Source organism: Enterobacter sp. CPE_E890 (genome assembly GCF_046521475.1).
Taxonomy (GTDB): Bacteria; Pseudomonadota; Gammaproteobacteria; order Enterobacterales; family Enterobacteriaceae; genus Enterobacter; species Enterobacter adelaidei.
Genome location: NZ_JBKFZW010000001.1, coordinates 1,371,747 through 1,387,493 on the forward strand (window position 1 = coordinate 1,371,747; position 15,747 = coordinate 1,387,493).

The 15,747-nt window shown below is 51.6% G+C and carries 14 protein-coding genes; 6 read left to right on the forward strand and 8 right to left on the reverse strand.

Features of this window, described 5'->3' with window-relative positions; all coding sequences use genetic code 11:
• Positions 1 to 191: 191 nt before the first annotated feature.
• The 4 genes from nagD to nagB are packed head-to-tail and all read right to left on the reverse strand — an operon-like array spanning position 192 to position 4,223.
• Positions 192 to 944 (reverse strand): ribonucleotide monophosphatase NagD, encoded by a 753-nt coding sequence (gene nagD / locus ACLHV9_RS06820; RefSeq protein WP_023310763.1) that lies wholly within the window; start codon positions 942 to 944, stop codon positions 192 to 194.
• A gap of 45 nt (positions 945 to 989) precedes the next feature.
• Complete coding sequence (locus ACLHV9_RS06825) at positions 990 to 2,210, reverse strand: N-acetylglucosamine repressor (RefSeq protein ID WP_021242995.1); 1,221 nt, start codon at positions 2,208 to 2,210, stop codon at positions 990 to 992.
• Between the two features lie 8 nt (positions 2,211 to 2,218).
• Positions 2,219 to 3,367, reverse strand: a complete 1,149-nt coding sequence (gene nagA / locus ACLHV9_RS06830) for an N-acetylglucosamine-6-phosphate deacetylase (protein ID WP_049005349.1) — start codon at positions 3,365 to 3,367, stop codon at positions 2,219 to 2,221.
• Positions 3,368 to 3,422: 55 nt separating this feature from the next.
• Complete coding sequence (gene nagB, locus ACLHV9_RS06835; protein ID WP_023310765.1) at positions 3,423 to 4,223, reverse strand: glucosamine-6-phosphate deaminase; 801 nt, start codon at positions 4,221 to 4,223, stop codon at positions 3,423 to 3,425.
• A gap of 326 nt (positions 4,224 to 4,549) precedes the next feature.
• Between nagB and nagE the strand changes: the two genes are divergently transcribed.
• From nagE to chiQ, 4 genes are all read left to right on the forward strand, one after another.
• A complete protein-coding gene (gene nagE, locus ACLHV9_RS06840) occupies positions 4,550 to 6,571 on the forward strand; it encodes an N-acetylglucosamine-specific PTS transporter subunit IIBC (protein WP_028021393.1) in 2,022 nt (673 codons plus the stop codon).
• Between the two features lie 169 nt (positions 6,572 to 6,740).
• Entirely contained in the window at positions 6,741 to 8,408 is a 1,668-nt protein-coding gene (gene glnS / locus ACLHV9_RS06845) for a glutamine--tRNA ligase (protein ID WP_407220312.1), read from the forward strand.
• A gap of 448 nt (positions 8,409 to 8,856) precedes the next feature.
• Entirely contained in the window at positions 8,857 to 10,254 is a 1,398-nt protein-coding gene (gene chiP / locus ACLHV9_RS06850) for a chitoporin ChiP (RefSeq protein ID WP_028019457.1), read from the forward strand.
• Positions 10,255 to 10,269: 15 nt separating this feature from the next.
• Positions 10,270 to 10,599 carry a ChiQ/YbfN family lipoprotein gene (gene chiQ, locus ACLHV9_RS06855; protein ID WP_049005351.1) on the forward strand — a complete coding sequence of 110 codons (330 nt, stop codon included), beginning with the start codon at positions 10,270 to 10,272 and terminating at the stop codon, positions 10,597 to 10,599.
• 107 nt (positions 10,600 to 10,706) lie between these two features.
• Here chiQ and fur read toward each other — a convergent pair whose 3' ends face one another.
• The 4 genes from fur to ybfF all read right to left on the reverse strand — a co-directional run bounded on the left by fur (position 10,707) and on the right by ybfF (position 13,317).
• On the reverse strand, positions 10,707 to 11,153 hold the full coding sequence (gene fur, locus ACLHV9_RS06860) for a ferric iron uptake transcriptional regulator (protein WP_014169146.1): 447 nt from the start codon (positions 11,151 to 11,153) through the stop codon (positions 10,707 to 10,709).
• Positions 11,154 to 11,441: 288 nt separating this feature from the next.
• Complete coding sequence (fldA, locus tag ACLHV9_RS06865; RefSeq protein WP_008501067.1) at positions 11,442 to 11,972, reverse strand: flavodoxin FldA; 531 nt, start codon at positions 11,970 to 11,972, stop codon at positions 11,442 to 11,444.
• A 155-nt stretch (positions 11,973 to 12,127) separates the two neighbouring features.
• On the reverse strand, positions 12,128 to 12,415 hold the full coding sequence (gene ybfE, locus ACLHV9_RS06870) for a LexA regulated protein (RefSeq protein ID WP_028019455.1): 288 nt from the start codon (positions 12,413 to 12,415) through the stop codon (positions 12,128 to 12,130).
• Between the two features lie 128 nt (positions 12,416 to 12,543).
• The gene (gene ybfF / locus ACLHV9_RS06875) at positions 12,544 to 13,317 is read right to left on the reverse strand and encodes an esterase (protein ID WP_049005347.1); all 774 of its coding nucleotides are present in this window, start codon (positions 13,315 to 13,317) and stop codon (positions 12,544 to 12,546) included.
• 183 nt (positions 13,318 to 13,500) lie between these two features.
• On the opposite strand from ybfF, the gene seqA reads away from it, so the two are divergent.
• Positions 13,501 to 14,049, forward strand: coding sequence for a replication initiation negative regulator SeqA (gene seqA, locus ACLHV9_RS06880; RefSeq protein WP_108090591.1), 549 nt, complete (start codon positions 13,501 to 13,503; stop codon positions 14,047 to 14,049).
• Between the two features lie 24 nt (positions 14,050 to 14,073).
• Positions 14,074 to 15,714 carry a phosphoglucomutase (alpha-D-glucose-1,6-bisphosphate-dependent) gene (pgm, locus tag ACLHV9_RS06885; protein WP_028019452.1) on the forward strand — a complete coding sequence of 547 codons (1,641 nt, stop codon included), beginning with the start codon at positions 14,074 to 14,076 and terminating at the stop codon, positions 15,712 to 15,714.
• Positions 15,715 to 15,747: the final 33 nt, after the last annotated feature.

The following is a 15,747-nucleotide window of genomic DNA, read 5'->3' on the forward strand; positions in this document are numbered from 1 at the left end:
AGGGACAGGGTGCGCAAGCGTTTTACGGGCTAAAACGGAAATAGTGCAATGGTAATTGCTGAATAGTGAAAAACGAGTATGTCATGCATGCTTTTATTGATGATTATTCAATAAAACGTGGTTTTTGTTAGATGGGTTTTTATTTGGCTGGGCTGAAAATGAAAAACCACGCCCTGAGGCGTGGTTTGGTTTCAGATAATGTCAATTTCATCGACGGAGGGGTAAATCCAGCTCGGCCGGAACGGCATCGAATCAATGTCATCAAGCTGAGAGACGCCAGAGAGCACCAGAATAGTTTCAAGACCCGCCTGGAAACCGGCCAGAATATCGGTGCGGAGGTTGTCGCCGACAATGACGGTTTCTTCAGAGTGAGCCTGCATTTTGTTCAGTGCGGCACGGATGATCCACGGGCTAGGTTTCCCGACCACAAACGGCTGACGACCAGAGATTTTCTCGATACCGGCGCAGAGCGCACCACATGCCGGATAAAAGCCACGGCCGTGCGTATCCGGGTTGGTGGCGATAAAGCGCGCGCCGCTGGCGACAAAGTATGCCGCTTTATGCATCATCTCCCAGTTAAAGGAGCGCGTTTCACCCACGATCACAAAGTCCGGGTTCACATCGGTGATGGTAAAACCGGCTTTATACAGCTCATGGATCAGCGCACCTTCACCCACCACGTAGGCTTTTTTCCCTTCCTGACGTTTCAGAAAATCAGCCGTTGCCATCGCCGAGGTATAAAACACGCTGTCCGGCACGTCGACACCGGCTGTGGCAAAGCGGTTCGCCAGATCCTGACCGGTCTGAGAAGGGTAGTTCGTGAGAAGAACCAGAGGCATTCCTTTGTCGATGATGCGGTGAAGAAACTCCGCAGCACCCGGCACAGCAACGTTGTCGTGCATCAGCACGCCGTCGATATCACAAATTACATTCTTAATGGTCATGGACAGTCCGACATCAAAAAAAGAAGGCGTTACTATAAGGTTCGATCAACTTTCCAGCAAATGCTGCAACAGAATGCCGTTGAGCATCGCACGTTTTACCAGCGCGAATGCGCCAATCGCTGAACGATGGTCAAGCTTTGAACGAACAACCGGGAGATTCTGGCGGAATGCTTTCAGCGCCTGGGTATTAATACAGCCTTCAATGGCGGGCAGCAGTACCTTTTCCGCTTCAACAATTTCACCGGCGATCACCACTTTTTGCGGGTTAAACAGGTTAATCGCGATAGCAATGGTTTTGCCCAGATGACGTCCAACCTGCTCGATCACCTCACAGGCCAGCGCGTCGCCTTTATTGGCGGCTTTACAGATAGTTCCTATCTTGCAATCGTCCAGCGTGACGCGGCTTTGATAACCCTGTTCAAGCAAATGGCGAACACGCTGCTCAATGGCCGTGTTGGCGGCAATGGTCTCAAGACAACCAAAATTTCCGCAGTGGCAACGTTCGCCAAGCGGCTCGACCTGAATATGGCCGATCTCGCCGACATTACCGTTGCGACCAATAAAAATACGCCCGTTAGAGATAATGCCTGCACCTGTACCGCGGTGAACGCGCACCAGAATAGAGTCTTCGCAGTCCTGACTGGCACCAAAATAGTGCTCCGCCAGCGCCAGAGAGCGAATGTCATGGCCTACAAAACAGGTCACTTTAAAGCGCTTTTCCAGCGCATCGACCAACCCCCAGTTTTCAACCTGGATGTGCGGCATATAACGGATCACGCCGCTTTCCGGGTCGACCAGACCAGGCAGAATCACGGAGATGGCGATGAGTTCACGGATTTTACGCTGACAGCTTTCAATAAACTGCGCGATGGTATTCAGCAGCGCGTGTTCCAGGGTCTCCTGAGTGCGTTCAGGAAGGGGGTAGTGCTCTTCCGCAATGGCTTTGCTACTCAGATCGTAGAGCGTAAGCGTGGTGTCATGACGGCCAAGGCGGACGCCAATGGCCTGAAAATTACGGGTTTCGGTAATAATAGAGATAGCGCGGCGGCCTCCGGTGGAGGCCTGTTGATCGACTTCTTTGATCAAACCGCGCTCGATGAGCTGGCGGGTAATTTTTGTCACGCTGGCGGGAGCAAGCTGGCTTTGTTCGGCTATCTGAATTCGCGAGATAGGCCCGTGCTGGTCAATCAGACGATAAACCGCCGCACTGTTAAGTTGTTTAACGAGATCGACATTACCTATTTGAGCTTGTCCGCCTGGTGTCATACTTTTACTTACTCAGTGACGACCTCGTTACCATTAACGATGGTCTTAATAATTTTATAATCGTGTGTGAATGCCGTCAGGTTTGCAACCATACCTGGTGCAATTCCGCCAAGCTGTTTATCGACGCCCATTGCGCGCGCCGGATAAAGCGTCGCCATACGCAGCACTTCATCGAGGGCAATACCGCAATGCTCAACCAGGTTGCGTACCCCTTCAATCATGGTCAGGGCAGAACCACTCAGCGTGCCGTTCTCATCCACACACAGTCCATTGCGGTAGTATATTGTTTTACCGGCAAAAATGAACTGCTCAATATTTGCACCTGCTGGCGCGGTGGCATCGGTGACCAGACAAAGCTTGTCACCTTTCAGCCGCTTGGCATTACGAATGTTGGTGTAATCGACATGTAAGCCGTCAGCAATAATACCGCAGTAGACGTCTGGCTCATCCAGAATCGCTCCGACCAGACCCGGTTCACGACCGGTTATATACGGCATTGCGTTGTAGAGGTGCGTGGCGAAGGTAATGCCCGCGCGGAAACCCGCTTTGGCTTCTTTCAGCGTCGCGTTTGAGTGACCCGCTGAAACGATAATCCCGGCGGCAGCCAGTTTGCTGATGACATCCGTACCTGTCATTTCAGGCGCCAGCGTCACTTTGGTGATCACATCGGCGTTAGCACACATGTAGTCAACCAGCTCCGCATCAGGTTTACGCACGTAATTCGGGTTATGCGTCCCTTTTTTGACCATATTCAGCCATGGCCCTTCAAGGTGCAGACCCAGCGCCTGATTCGGGTGTTTTGCCAGGTATTCACGCATCACGCGGATGCCCTGTTTCATAAGGTCATCACTGCTGGTGATGAGCGTTGGCAGATAGCTGGTGCAGCCCGATTTCTCGTTGGCTTTTTGCATGATCTCCAGCGTTTCTACCGTCACCGCATCCGCGGTGTCATTGAATTGCACACCGCCGCAGCCGTTGAGCTGTACGTCAATGAAACCGGGGGAGATTACTGCTCCATTGAGTGAGCGCTGTTCAATCTCCGGCGGCAGTTCTGCCAGCGGGCAAACACGTTCAATCAGGCCATTAGCGATAACAATCGCATGGTCATCCAGAATATCATGGCCGGTATAAATCCGACCGTGGGTTAAAGCGTACATAACGACCCCCGGTTAAAAAAAGCGGCCGCCTCTTGATGAAGAGGCGGTTATTCAATTACAGACCTTTGATGTTCTCTGCTTCTAATTCGTTGAAGTATTTCAGCGTTTTCACTTTCAGCTCCATCGTGGACGGTTCGTCACAAACGATGACTGATTTCGGATGCAGCTGCAGGCAGCTGATGGTCCACATGTGGTTAACGTTGCCTTCAACGGCAGCCTGGAGCGCCTGCGCTTTCACGCCGCCCAGGACCAGAATCATCACTTCTTCGGCATCCAACAGGGTGCCTACACCTACGGTCAGGGCGTATTTTGGAACCTGGTTAACGTCACCGTCAAAGAAGCGGGAGTTTGCCACGCGTGTGTCATGGGTCAGCGTTTTAATACGGGTACGGGAAGCCAGAGAAGACGCCGGTTCGTTAAACGCGATATGACCATCATTACCTACACCACCCATAAACAGGTGGATTTTACCGTAGGAACGGATTTTTTCTTCATACTGACGACATTCTGCGTCAATATCAGGCGCGTTTCCATTCAGCAGGTTAATATTTTCAGATGGAATATCAACGTGATCAAAGAAGTTGCGGTGCATAAAGCTATGGTAGCTTTCCGGGTGATCCTTCGGTAAGCCAACATATTCGTCCATATTGAAGGTCACAACATGTTTAAAGCTAACCTGGCCTGCTTTATGCATCTCAACCAGTGCCTTATACGCGGTCAGGGGTGTGCCACCAGTCGGAAGACCAAGAACGAAAGGACGATCGGCAGTAGGTTTGAATGCGTTAATACGGTTAACGATATGGCGAGCGGCCCATTTACCAACTTGTTCAGCAGTTGCCAGGGGAATCAGTCTCATTGTTCACCTCAAGAGTTAAAGTAGAAGAGTGGGCGGATGGCTATCGGAACCTGAATTAAGCGTAACCTGGAATCTTTCAGGCCGGATCAATCCGTCTTGATTTTTTGAATGATAAAATAAGTTTTCGCAGTTAGCCAGCATAAGGGAGGGTTAATAACGATATTTGGTGACAAAAATCACAAAAAATACGTGTTTAATTTGCGATACGAATTAATTTTTCACACACTCACAATGCCAGTGAATCATCAACTGTATTTATAGTTCGTGACACAATAAAAAACAGAGCTGAGAACATGCCTTAAACGGGGTCTCATAGGGGGAAGAAAGTGAGTATTCTAGGTTATTTACAAAAGGTTGGTCGCGCACTTATGGTGCCGGTCGCCACGCTGCCAGCCGCAGCGATATTAATGGGTGTCGGTTACTGGATTGACCCGGTAAGTTGGGGCGGCGATAACGCTCTGGCGGCACTGTTTATTAAATCGGGCTCCGCTATTATCGATCACATGTCAGTCCTGTTCGCGATTGGTGTGGCTTATGGTATGTCCAAAGATAAAGACGGCGCAGCGGCGCTGACCGGCTTTGTCGGTTTCCTGGTATTAACTACCCTCTGCTCCCCAGCAGCGGTGTCTATGATTCAAAAAATCCCAGCGGATCAAGTTCCTGCCGCATTCGGGAAAATTGAAAACCAGTTCGTTGGTATCCTCGTCGGTATCATCTCTGCTGAACTGTACAACCGCTTCAGCGGCGTAGAGCTGCCAAAAGCGCTGTCCTTCTTCAGCGGTCGTCGTCTGGTGCCTATTCTGACTTCCTTCCTGATGATCGTTGTTGCATTCATCATGATGTACATCTGGCCGGTTATCTTTGACGGTCTGGTGAACTTTGGTGAGCACATTCAGAAGCTGGGTTCCGTCGGTGCGGGCGTATACGCGTTCTTCAACCGTCTGCTGATCCCGGTCGGTCTGCACCACGCGCTGAACTCCGTATTCTGGTTCGATGTTGCCGGTATTAACGATATTCCTAACTTCCTGGGTGGCGCACAGTCCATCGAAGCAGGTAAAGCGGTTGTCGGTATCACTGGTCGTTACCAGGCGGGCTTCTTCCCAATCATGATGTTCGGCCTGCCAGGTGCAGCGCTGGCTATCTACCACTGCGCACGTCCAGAGAACAAAGCGAAAGTGCTGGGTATCATGATGGCGGGTGCATTTGCAGCCTTCTTCACCGGTATCACTGAACCGCTGGAATTCTCCTTCATGTTCGTGGCCCCTGTGCTGTATGTAATCCACGCTGTGCTGACCGGTATCTCTGTGTTCATCGCCGCAAGTATGCAGTGGATTGCCGGTTTCGGCTTCAGTGCGGGTCTGGTGGATATGGTGCTTTCTTCCCGTAACCCGCTGGCAACCCACTGGTGGATGCTGATCCCACAGGGTCTGGTGTTCTTTGCTATCTACTACGTGGTGTTCCGTTTCACTATCACCAAATTCAACCTGATGACCCCAGGTCGTGAACTGGCTGTTGCCGGTAGCGAAGCGGATGGTCAGGACGTGAATGTGAGCGCGGACAAAGACCAGGATGTTGCAGGTCTGGCGCGTCAGTACATCGCCGCTGTCGGTGGTTCTGACAACCTGACCGGTATCGACGCATGTATCACCCGTCTGCGTCTGAACGTAAAAGACTCTTCTCTGGTGAACGAAGCGCTGGCTAAACGCCTGGGTGCATCCGGTGTTATCCGTCTGAACAAAACCAGCGTGCAGATTATCGTTGGGTTCGTGGCGGAAAAAATTGCCAATGCCATGAAAACGACAGGTCCGGTAGCCGCAGCGGAAACGTCTGCAGCTCCAGCCGCTGCGCCAGCTGCCGCAAAACCGCAGGCAGTACCAAATGCTAAAACGATTGCCGCACTGGTTTCCCCAGTGACGGGGGAAGTCGTTGCCATTGAGCAGGTGCCTGACGAAGCCTTCGCCAGCAAAGCGGTCGGTGACGGTGTCGCGGTAAAACCAACGGAAAAAACCGTGGTGTCACCAGCAGCCGGTACCATCGTAAAAATCTTCAATACCAACCATGCGTTCTGCCTCGAAACCGAGAATGGTGCTGAGATCGTTGTCCACATGGGTATTGATACCGTTGCGCTGAACGGCCAGGGCTTTACTCGCCTGGTGGAAGAGGGTGCTGAAGTGGTCGCAGGGCAGCCAATCCTGGAAATGGATCTGGACTTCCTGAACGCCAACGCGCGCTCAATGATTAGTCCGGTCGTTTGCAGCAACATTGATGACTTTAGTGGCCTGGTCATTCAGGCGAAAGGTCAAGTGGTTGCGGGTCAAACGCCACTGTATGAGATTAAAGGCAAGTAATCGCTCCTGAGTAGAGTCATGCCTTAAGCGGCGGGGGATATCCCTCGCCGCTTTTTTTTGCAGCAAATGCCCCCATTATTTTCTTCAGAGCCGTTTTAAGGGTTGTCACTACGTCCGGCTTATAAGATCATATGCCGTTATACGTTGTTTACGCTTTGAGGAATCCACGATGAGTGAGGCAGAAGCCCGCCCGAGTAACTTTATTCGTCAGATCATCGATGAAGATCTGGCCAGTGGTAAGCACACCACAATTCATACGCGTTTCCCGCCGGAGCCGAACGGTTACCTGCATATTGGTCACGCGAAATCTATCTGCCTGAACTTTGGCATTGCCCAGGACTACCAGGGGCAGTGCAACCTGCGTTTCGATGACACCAACCCAGTAAAAGAAGACATCGAATACGTTGAGTCCATCAAGAACGACGTGCAATGGCTGGGCTTTAACTGGTCTGGCGACATCTGCTACTCCTCTGACTATTTTGATCAGCTGTATGCCTATGCGGTAGAGCTGATTAACAAAGGTCTGGCGTACGTCGACGAGCTGTCTGCCGATGAGATCCGTGAATACCGCGGCTCGCTGACTGCGCCGGGCAAAAACAGCCCGTACCGCGATCGCGGCGTGGAAGAGAACCTGGCGCTGTTTGAAAAAATGCGTGCCGGTGGCTTCGAAGAAGGCAAAGCCTGTCTACGTGCCAAAATTGACATGGCATCTCCGTTCATCGTGATGCGTGACCCGGTGCTGTACCGCATTAAGTTTGCGGAACACCACCAGACGGGTAACAAGTGGTGCATCTACCCGATGTATGACTTCACCCACTGCATCAGCGATGCGCTGGAAGGCATTACTCACTCTCTGTGTACGCTGGAGTTCCAGGACAACCGTCGTCTGTACGACTGGGTACTGGATAACATCACTATCCCTGTGCATCCACGTCAGTACGAGTTCTCTCGTCTGAATCTGGAATACACCGTGATGTCCAAGCGTAAGCTGAACCTGCTGGTTACCGACAAGCACGTTGAAGGCTGGGACGATCCGCGTATGCCGACCATCTCTGGTCTGCGTCGTCGTGGTTACACCGCCGCTTCTATTCGTGAGTTCTGCAAACGCATCGGTGTGACTAAGCAGGATAACACCATTGAAATGGCGTCTCTGGAATCCTGCATTCGTGAAGATCTCAACGAAAACGCTCCGCGCGCAATGGCAGTCATCGATCCAGTGAAACTGGTTATCGAAAACTACCCGCAGGGTGAAAGCGAGCTGGTGTCCATGCCTAACCATCCGAATAAACCGGAAATGGGTAGCCGCGACGTACCGTTCAGCGCTGAAATCTGGATCGATCGTGCTGACTTCCGCGAAGAAGCGAACAAGCAGTACAAGCGTCTGGTATTGGGTAAAGAGGTGCGCCTGCGTAATGCTTACGTCATCAAGGCTGAGCGCGTAGAGAAAGATGCTGAAGGCAATATCACCACCATCTTCTGTTCTTATGATGCTGAAACCCTGAGCAAAGATCCGGCTGATGGCCGTAAAGTGAAAGGCGTTATCCATTGGGTAAGCGCTGCACACGCGCTGCCTGTTGAAATTCGCCTGTACGATCGTCTGTTCAGTGTCCCTAACCCTGGTGCTGCCGAAGACTTCCTGGCGACGATCAACCCGGAATCTTTGGTAATTAAACAGGGTTATGCCGAGCCGTCTTTAAAAGCGGCCGAAGCGGGTAAAGCGTTCCAGTTCGAACGCGAAGGTTACTTCTGCCTGGATAGCCGTTACAGCACGGCGGAAAAACCGGTGTTTAACCGTACCGTTGGTCTGCGTGACACCTGGGCTAAGATCGGCGAATAATATTGCCATTCTGGTCAATGAGAGACAAACGCCGCGATAAGCGGCGTTTTTTTATTTAACGATCAGGCCATTAACGCGCAGCTCAAATAAGGTATGTGCGAAATTCAGGTCAATGAGGTGCTACTTATTTTACTCAAAAAAAGTTTCAATATTTACGAATAGCCTTAAGGACAAAAAATACGCAGAATAAACGGTCGGCACTCCCTCAAAATACGCGTTATTCCCTGTAAATCCTCGCATTGGCACAGATGTTACAAATCACTACCAATTATGTGCACTTCGTCATAATCCTGACTTTTGCTCGCTGAAAAGCATTGATAATTCGCGTCGCGAAAAATAACCTAAAGGCGGTAGTTAATTCGAGGGTATTTCTAACTACCCCTGACCTTTAGGTCTTTTATATTTTTCGCCGTTTAAGGCGTTTTAATTCGTCAAAGAGGAATAATCTATGCGTACGTTCAGTGGCAAACGTAGTGCGCTGGCGCTGGCTATTGCCGGTGTGACAGCAATGTCGGGCCTGGTGATTGCACCAGAGGCGAAGGCAGCAGGTTTTATTGATGATTCAACCCTCACGGGGGGGATTTACTACTGGCAGCGTGAACGTGACCGTAAAGACGTCACTGAAGACAAATACAAAACCAACCTTTCTCACTCCACCTGGAACGCCAATCTGGATTTCCAGTCTGGTTATGCTGCCGATATGTTCGGTCTGGATATTGCTGCATTCACGGCAATTGAAATGGCGGAAAACGGCGACAGCGCCCACCCGAACGAAATCGCATTCTCCTCCAGTAATAAAGCCTATAAAGAAGACTGGTCCGGAGATAAAAGCGGTATCAGCCTGTATAAGGCAGCAGCGAAATTCAAATACGGCCCGGTATGGGCGCGCGGTGGTTATATTCAGCCAACCGGTCAGACATTGTTAGCACCACACTGGAGCTTTATGCCGGGTACTTACCAGGGTGCGGAAGCGGGTGCCAACTTTGATTACGGTGATGCAGGTGCGTTGAGCTTCTCCTATATGTGGACCAACGAGTACAAAGCACCATGGCACATTGAAATGGACAAGTTCTACCAGAACGATAAGAAAACCAAAGTAGATTATCTCCATTCACTGGGTGCTAAATACGACTTTAAAAACGACCTGGTACTTGAGGCGGCATTTGGCCAGGCTCAAGGTTACATCGATCAGTACTTTGCCAAGGCCAGCTATAAATTTGATATCGCGGGTAGCCCGCTGAGCACCAGCTACCAGTTCTACGGTACGCGCGACAAAGTCAGTAATGGTGGCGTCAATGATATCTATGACGGCACCGCGTGGTTGCAGGCACTCACCTTCGGCTACAAAGTCGGACAGGTTGATTTGCGTCTGGAAGGCACATGGGTGAAAGCGGAAGGGCAGCAGGGGTACTTCCTGCAGCGTATGACCCCAACCTATGCATCGTCTAACGGTCGTCTTGATATCTGGTGGGATAACCGCTCTGACTTCAACGCCGACGGCGAAAAAGCGGTGTTCTTCGGCGCGATGTATGATCTGAAAAACTGGAACCTGCCAGGCTGGGCGGTGGGTGCATCTTACGCTTATGCCTGGGATGCAAAACCTGCAGATATGGCTACACCGGACGCTTACTACGATCCAAACTATCGCCTGAAAGAGTCTTCTTACAGCCTGGATGCTATCTACACCCTGCAGGACGGCCGCGCGAAAGGCACGATGTTCAAACTGCACTTCACCCAGTATGACAACCACTCCGACATTCCGAGCTACGCAGGCGGTTACGGCAACATCTTCCAGGATGAGCGTGACGTGAAATTCATGGTTATCGCTCCATTCACTATCTTCTAATGGAGACAGAACATGATGAAAAACATCGTAATCGTCGCGTTGCTGGCTGCGGGGCTGGCGGGGTGTGCGCAGGAGCAGGCACCGAAAGAGGACTCGCGTCTTAAAGAGGCGTATAGCGCCTGCATTAACACAGCGGAAGGTTCACCGGAGAAGATCGAAGCCTGTCAGAGCGTGCTGAATGTGCTGAAGAAAGAGAAGGCACATGAGCAGTTCGCCACACAGGAAAACGTTCGCGTGATGGATTACCAGGCCTGTATTCAGGCACGTAAAACCGGAAACGATCAGGAAGTGGCGAAGCGTTGCGACCAGATCTGGAAAGAGATTCGCAGTAACAACAGCAAATAATTCTCTGTCATCATGCCCGGTAGCACAACGCTACCGGGCTTTTTTGCGTCAAATAACAGGCAAAAAAAAGCCAACCTCGCGGCTGGCTCAGAGTATGAAAGCTTGAGTTATTTAGCGTCGTGCGCGTGATCGTCTTCGCGGCAATCACCTTCAGCACAGTGACCATACAGGTACAGGCTGTGGTTGGTCAGGCGGATGCCATGACGAGCCGCGATTTCACGCTGGCGCGCTTCGATGGAGTCATCGCTAAATTCAATGACCTTGCCACAGTCGAGGCAGATCAGGTGATCGTGGTGCTGTTGCTGGGTCAGTTCGAATACAGATTTACCGCCTTCGAAATTATGACGGGTAACAATGCCCGCGTCATCAAACTGGTTCAGCACGCGATAGACGGTAGCGAGCCCAATTTCTTCGCCCATGTCAATAAGACGTTTATAAAGGTCTTCCGCACTGACATGGTGATTGTCTGGACCCTGAAGCACTTCAAGGATTTTTAACCGAGGAAGCGTAACTTTCAGGCCAGCCTTCTTTAATGCGGTATTGTTGTCAGTCATGCGGAATCTGTCCTGTTGCTAAACGATTCACTTCTGTAGGAAGTGACAGAAAATGCACCTTGGATAATGCGTCTCATTATAGAACTGCCATGTCTAAATGAAAACAGCAAGTCTCAGGCAAAATATGCTTATAAAAATGGGGTATCACCGACAAACTTGCTCAATGGAAACCACATTTTTCAGGGAGACATTGTACAGGTCTGGGCGAAAAAGTTAAAAGATTGTAGCAATTAATTTAATCGGTTTGACCTGGGGCGTGGCGCAACCGCAGTTGCGCCACGATAAAAATCAGGCGTTCAGAATATCATCCAGGTGCAGTTCTTCACGGATCTGCTTAACCCACTTCTCAACACGCTCTGCGGTCAGTTCAGGCTGGCGGTCTTCGTCGATGGCCAGACCCACGAAATGATCGTCATCAGCCAGGCCTTTAGAGGCTTCGAAGTGGTAACCCGCCGTTGGCCAGTGGCCTACGATAACCGCGCCATTTGGCTCAATGATATCGCGGATGGTACCCAGCGCATCACAGAAATATTCTGCGTAGTCTTCCTGATCGCCACAGCCAAACAGGGCAACCAGCTTGCCGTTGAAATCAACTTCTTCCAGCGTCGGGAAGAAATCATCCCAGTCACACTGGGCTTCACCGTAGTACCAGGTTGGAATACCCAGCAGCAGAATGTCATAGCCTTCGAGATCTTCTTTGCTGCTCTTGGCGATGTCATGCACATCAGCAACGTCTTTACCGAGCTGTTTTTGAATGTTTTTTGCGATATTTTCGGTATTGCCGGTATCACTGCCGAAGAAAATGCCGATGATTGCCATGAGTAAAATAACCTCTTGAAACTTAATAGTATGGTGGCGCAATTAGGCCACGGATAAGGGCAATAATAGCAGAACTGGCAACCCTGCGGAAACAGCTATCGCGCAGGACTGCACTCTGTGCTACATGAAAAGGGCGATAAAGGGGATTTTCAGACTTATGCCTGGCTGCGTAACGTCTCAAGCTGGACGAGCAACATCTCTTCAATGAGTTCGCTGCGGCTGATATTTCGCGCGTCAGCCAGCTCGTTAAGCGCATCGACGGCGTCGGCGTTGAGCTTCAGTTCGACACGCTTAAGCCCACGATTTTTATCGCGTTTAAGCTGATTGCGTTTATTGATACGCAGCTGTTCATCGCGCGAAAGCGGATTCGTTTTCGGTCGTCCCGGGCGACGCTCATTCGCGAACAGATCTAGTGTCGTACGGTCCGTTTGTTCTTTGGCCATGATTCTGAGACTTCGGGGGAAACACGCCGCCCTGCTAATGCCCGGGCGATAAGCGCGCCATCATACATCACCAAAAACGGCACGCCAACGACTGGAAGCCTGCAGCCTTCCAGTCGCTCTCTTTTTAATCAATTTGCAGTATCAGCAAGATAGCGGCGAATGGCGCGCAATACGGCGTCAGGTTTTTCCGCGTGAACCCAGTGTCCGGCCCCGGCGATAACATGGGCGCGAGCCTGCGGGAATTGCGCCAGCAATGCGTCGCGGTACGCGTCGGTGACGTAAGGCGAGTTACCGCCACGAATAAAGAGGGTAGGGTGTGGCCAGGCAGGTACCGTTTCCCAGCCTACGATATTGTTGTACTGCTCCCAGAGCACCGGCACGTTAAAACGCCATTGTCCGTCAACGAATGACTTCAGCAGGAACTGCACGACACCTTCTTCATCAAGATGCTCACGCATGACGGCAGCCGCTTGTTGACGCGTTGTGGCACCAGCCTCTGTTACCGCGTTGATCGCCGCGAAAATTTCGTCATGGCGTCGAACGTCGTAATCCACCGGAGCAACATCGATTACCACCAGACCCTGAATTCTCTCAGGTGCCAGCGCCGTCAGGGCCATTACCGCTTTGCCGCCCATTGAATGCCCGATGAGGGTGACCTTTTGCAGGTTGTTGGCATCCAGCGTATCCAGCAGATCCTGCGCCATTGCCGCGTAGGTCATCTCTTCTGAGCGCCCTGAAAGACCGTGATTGCGCATGTCGACTTGCAAAATGTCGTGATCGCTAACCAGATCGCGCGCCAGCACGCCCAGGTTATCCAGGCTGCCAAAAAGTCCGTGAACCAGTACGATGGGAGAATTATTGTTCGGCGATTGTGCAGTTTGCGCTCGGGTATTCAATTTCATGGCAAAGTTCTTTTTTTACGTATGTCAGGTTAGGGTATCATGTTGACCATTCTGCCGCCCGGCTGCAAGGTTCCAGTTTAATCTGACTTTTGCCGCCAACCTGGTTTGACGCTATCCGCTGTTGGGATTTGACCTTATAATCCCAATGACTTGTATTCAGATAAGATATCGCACTGGATTAAGATGAAAACAATCGAAGTTGATGACGAACTCTATCAGTATATTGCCAGCCAGACGCGGCATATCGGGGAGAGTGCGTCCGACATTTTACGGCGCATGCTTAAAATTTCCGCCGCTTCACAGCCTGTCACCCCAGTTACCAAAGATGTCGTGTCTCAGCAGAGCGTTGTTGCACAAGCAAAACCTGCCGTGACACCGGCAAAAGATAAAGTGCGGGCGATGCGCGAGCTGCTGCTGTCCGATGAATATGCGGAGCAAAAAAAGGCGGTTAACCGCTTTATGCTGGTGCTGTCTACACTCTACTCACTGGATAACAAAGCGTTTGCTGAAGCGACCGAGTCGCTGCACGGTCGTACTCGCGTCTATTTCGCGGGTGACGAGCAAACGCTGCTGCAAAATGGCAATCAAACCAAACCCAAACATGTCCCTGGCACTCCGTACTGGGTGATCACCAATACCAATACGGGCCGCAAGTGCAGCATGATTGAACACATCATGCAGTCTATGCAGTTCCCGGCGGAATTGATTGAAAAGGTTTGCGGTACAATTTAACCCTTGCATCAGAAGGACCCGGTAATGGCAAATCACAGCCGTGCAGGCCAACCTGCACAACAAAGCGATTTGATTAATGTCGCTCAGCTGACCGCGCAGTATTACGTTCTGAAGCCGGTTGTGGGCAATGCAGAACACGCCGTGAAGTTTGGTACATCTGGTCACCGCGGTAGCGCGGCGCGCCATAGCTTTAACGAACCGCACATTCTGGCCATTGCTCAGGCCATTGCGGAAGAGCGCGCCAAAAATGGCGTTACCGGTCCATGCTATGTGGGAAAAGATACCCATGCTTTGTCTGAGCCGGCATTCATTTCTGTCCTGGAAGTGCTGGCCGCAAACGGCGTTGATGTGATTATTCAGGAGAATAACGGATTCACGCCAACGCCTGCGGTGTCTAACGCCATTCTTGTGCACAACAAGAAAGGGGGCGCGCTGGCTGACGGGATCGTTATCACGCCATCCCACAACCCGCCGGAAGATGGTGGTATCAAATACAACCCACCTAATGGCGGCCCGGCTGATACTAACGTCACCAAAGTGGTGGAAGATCGTGCTAACGCTCTGTTAGCCGATGGCCTGAAAGGTGTGAAGCGTATTTCTCTGGATGCTGCGATGGCATCTGGTCATGTGAAAGAGCTGGATCTTGTGCAGCCGTTTATTGAAGGGCTGGCGGATATCGTCGACATGGCGGCGATTCAGAAAGCCGGTCTGAAGCTGGGTGTGGATCCGCTCGGTGGCTCCGGTATTGAATACTGGAAACGCATTGCTGAGCATTACAAGCTGGATCTGACCATCGTGAACGATCACGTCGATCAGACCTTCCGCTTCATGCACCTGGATAAAGACGGCGCAATCCGTATGGACTGCTCCTCTGAATGTGCGATGGCGGGCCTGCTGGCGCTGCGCGACAAATTCGATCTGGCATTTGCCAACGACCCGGATTACGACCGTCATGGTATCGTCACCCCGGCAGGGCTGATGAACCCGAACCATTACCTGGCGGTAGCGATTAACTACCTGTTCCAGCACCGTCCGCAGTGGGGCAAAGAGGTTGCTGTGGGCAAAACGCTGGTCTCATCTGCGATGATCGACCGTGTGGTCGACGCGCTGGGCCGCAAGCTGGTGGAAGTGCCGGTGGGCTTCAAATGGTTCGTTGACGGTCTGCACGACGGCAGCTTCGGTTTTGGCGGTGAAGAGAGCGCCGGGGCATCTTTCCTGCGTTTCGACGGCACGCCATGGTCAACCGATAAAGACGGCATCATTATGTGCCTGCTGGCGGCGGAAATTACCGCTGTCACCGGTAAAAACCCGCAGGAACACTACAATGAGCTGGCTGCACGCTTTGGTGCACCAAGCTATAACCGTATTCAGGCATCGGCGACTTCAGCTCAGAAAGCCGCCCTGTCCAAACTCTCTCCGGAGATGGTCAGTGCGAGCACGCTGGCTGGCGACCCGATCACTGCACGCCTGACGGCTGCACCGGGTAATGGAGCCTCTATTGGCGGCCTGAAAGTGATGACTGAAAACGGCTGGTTCGCCGCGCGTCCATCCGGTACCGAAGATGCGTACAAGATCTATTGCGAAAGCTTCCTCGGCGCTGAACATCGTCAGCAGATTGAGAAAGAAGCGGTAGAGATTGTCAGTGAAGTGTTGAAAAACGCGTAAGAATGAAAAAGGGAGCCGAATGGCTCCCTTTTT

Excerpts from the sequence above, each read along its gene's own strand:
- nagD (WP_023310763.1), bottom strand. The coding sequence starts at position 944 with ATGACCATTAAGAATGTAATTTGTGATATCGACGGCGTGCTGATGCAC.
- ACLHV9_RS06825 (WP_021242995.1), bottom strand. The coding sequence starts at position 2,210 with ATGACACCAGGCGGACAAGCTCAAATAGGTAATGTCGATCTCGTTAAA.
- nagA (WP_049005349.1), bottom strand. The coding sequence starts at position 3,367 with ATGTACGCTTTAACCCACGGTCGGATTTATACCGGCCATGATATTCTG.
- nagB (WP_023310765.1), bottom strand. The coding sequence starts at position 4,223 with ATGAGACTGATTCCCCTGGCAACTGCTGAACAAGTTGGTAAATGGGCC.
- glnS (WP_407220312.1), top strand. The coding sequence starts at position 6,741 with ATGAGTGAGGCAGAAGCCCGCCCGAGTAACTTTATTCGTCAGATCATC.
- chiP (WP_028019457.1), top strand. The coding sequence starts at position 8,857 with ATGCGTACGTTCAGTGGCAAACGTAGTGCGCTGGCGCTGGCTATTGCC.
- chiQ (WP_049005351.1), top strand. The coding sequence starts at position 10,270 with ATGAAAAACATCGTAATCGTCGCGTTGCTGGCTGCGGGGCTGGCGGGG.
- fur (WP_014169146.1), bottom strand. The coding sequence starts at position 11,153 with ATGACTGACAACAATACCGCATTAAAGAAGGCTGGCCTGAAAGTTACG.
- fldA (WP_008501067.1), bottom strand. The coding sequence starts at position 11,972 with ATGGCAATCATCGGCATTTTCTTCGGCAGTGATACCGGCAATACCGAA.
- ybfE (WP_028019455.1), bottom strand. The coding sequence starts at position 12,415 with ATGGCCAAAGAACAAACGGACCGTACGACACTAGATCTGTTCGCGAAT.
- ybfF (WP_049005347.1), bottom strand. The coding sequence starts at position 13,317 with ATGAAATTGAATACCCGAGCGCAAACTGCACAATCGCCGAACAATAAT.
- seqA (WP_108090591.1), top strand. The coding sequence starts at position 13,501 with ATGAAAACAATCGAAGTTGATGACGAACTCTATCAGTATATTGCCAGC.
- pgm (WP_028019452.1), top strand. The coding sequence starts at position 14,074 with ATGGCAAATCACAGCCGTGCAGGCCAACCTGCACAACAAAGCGATTTG.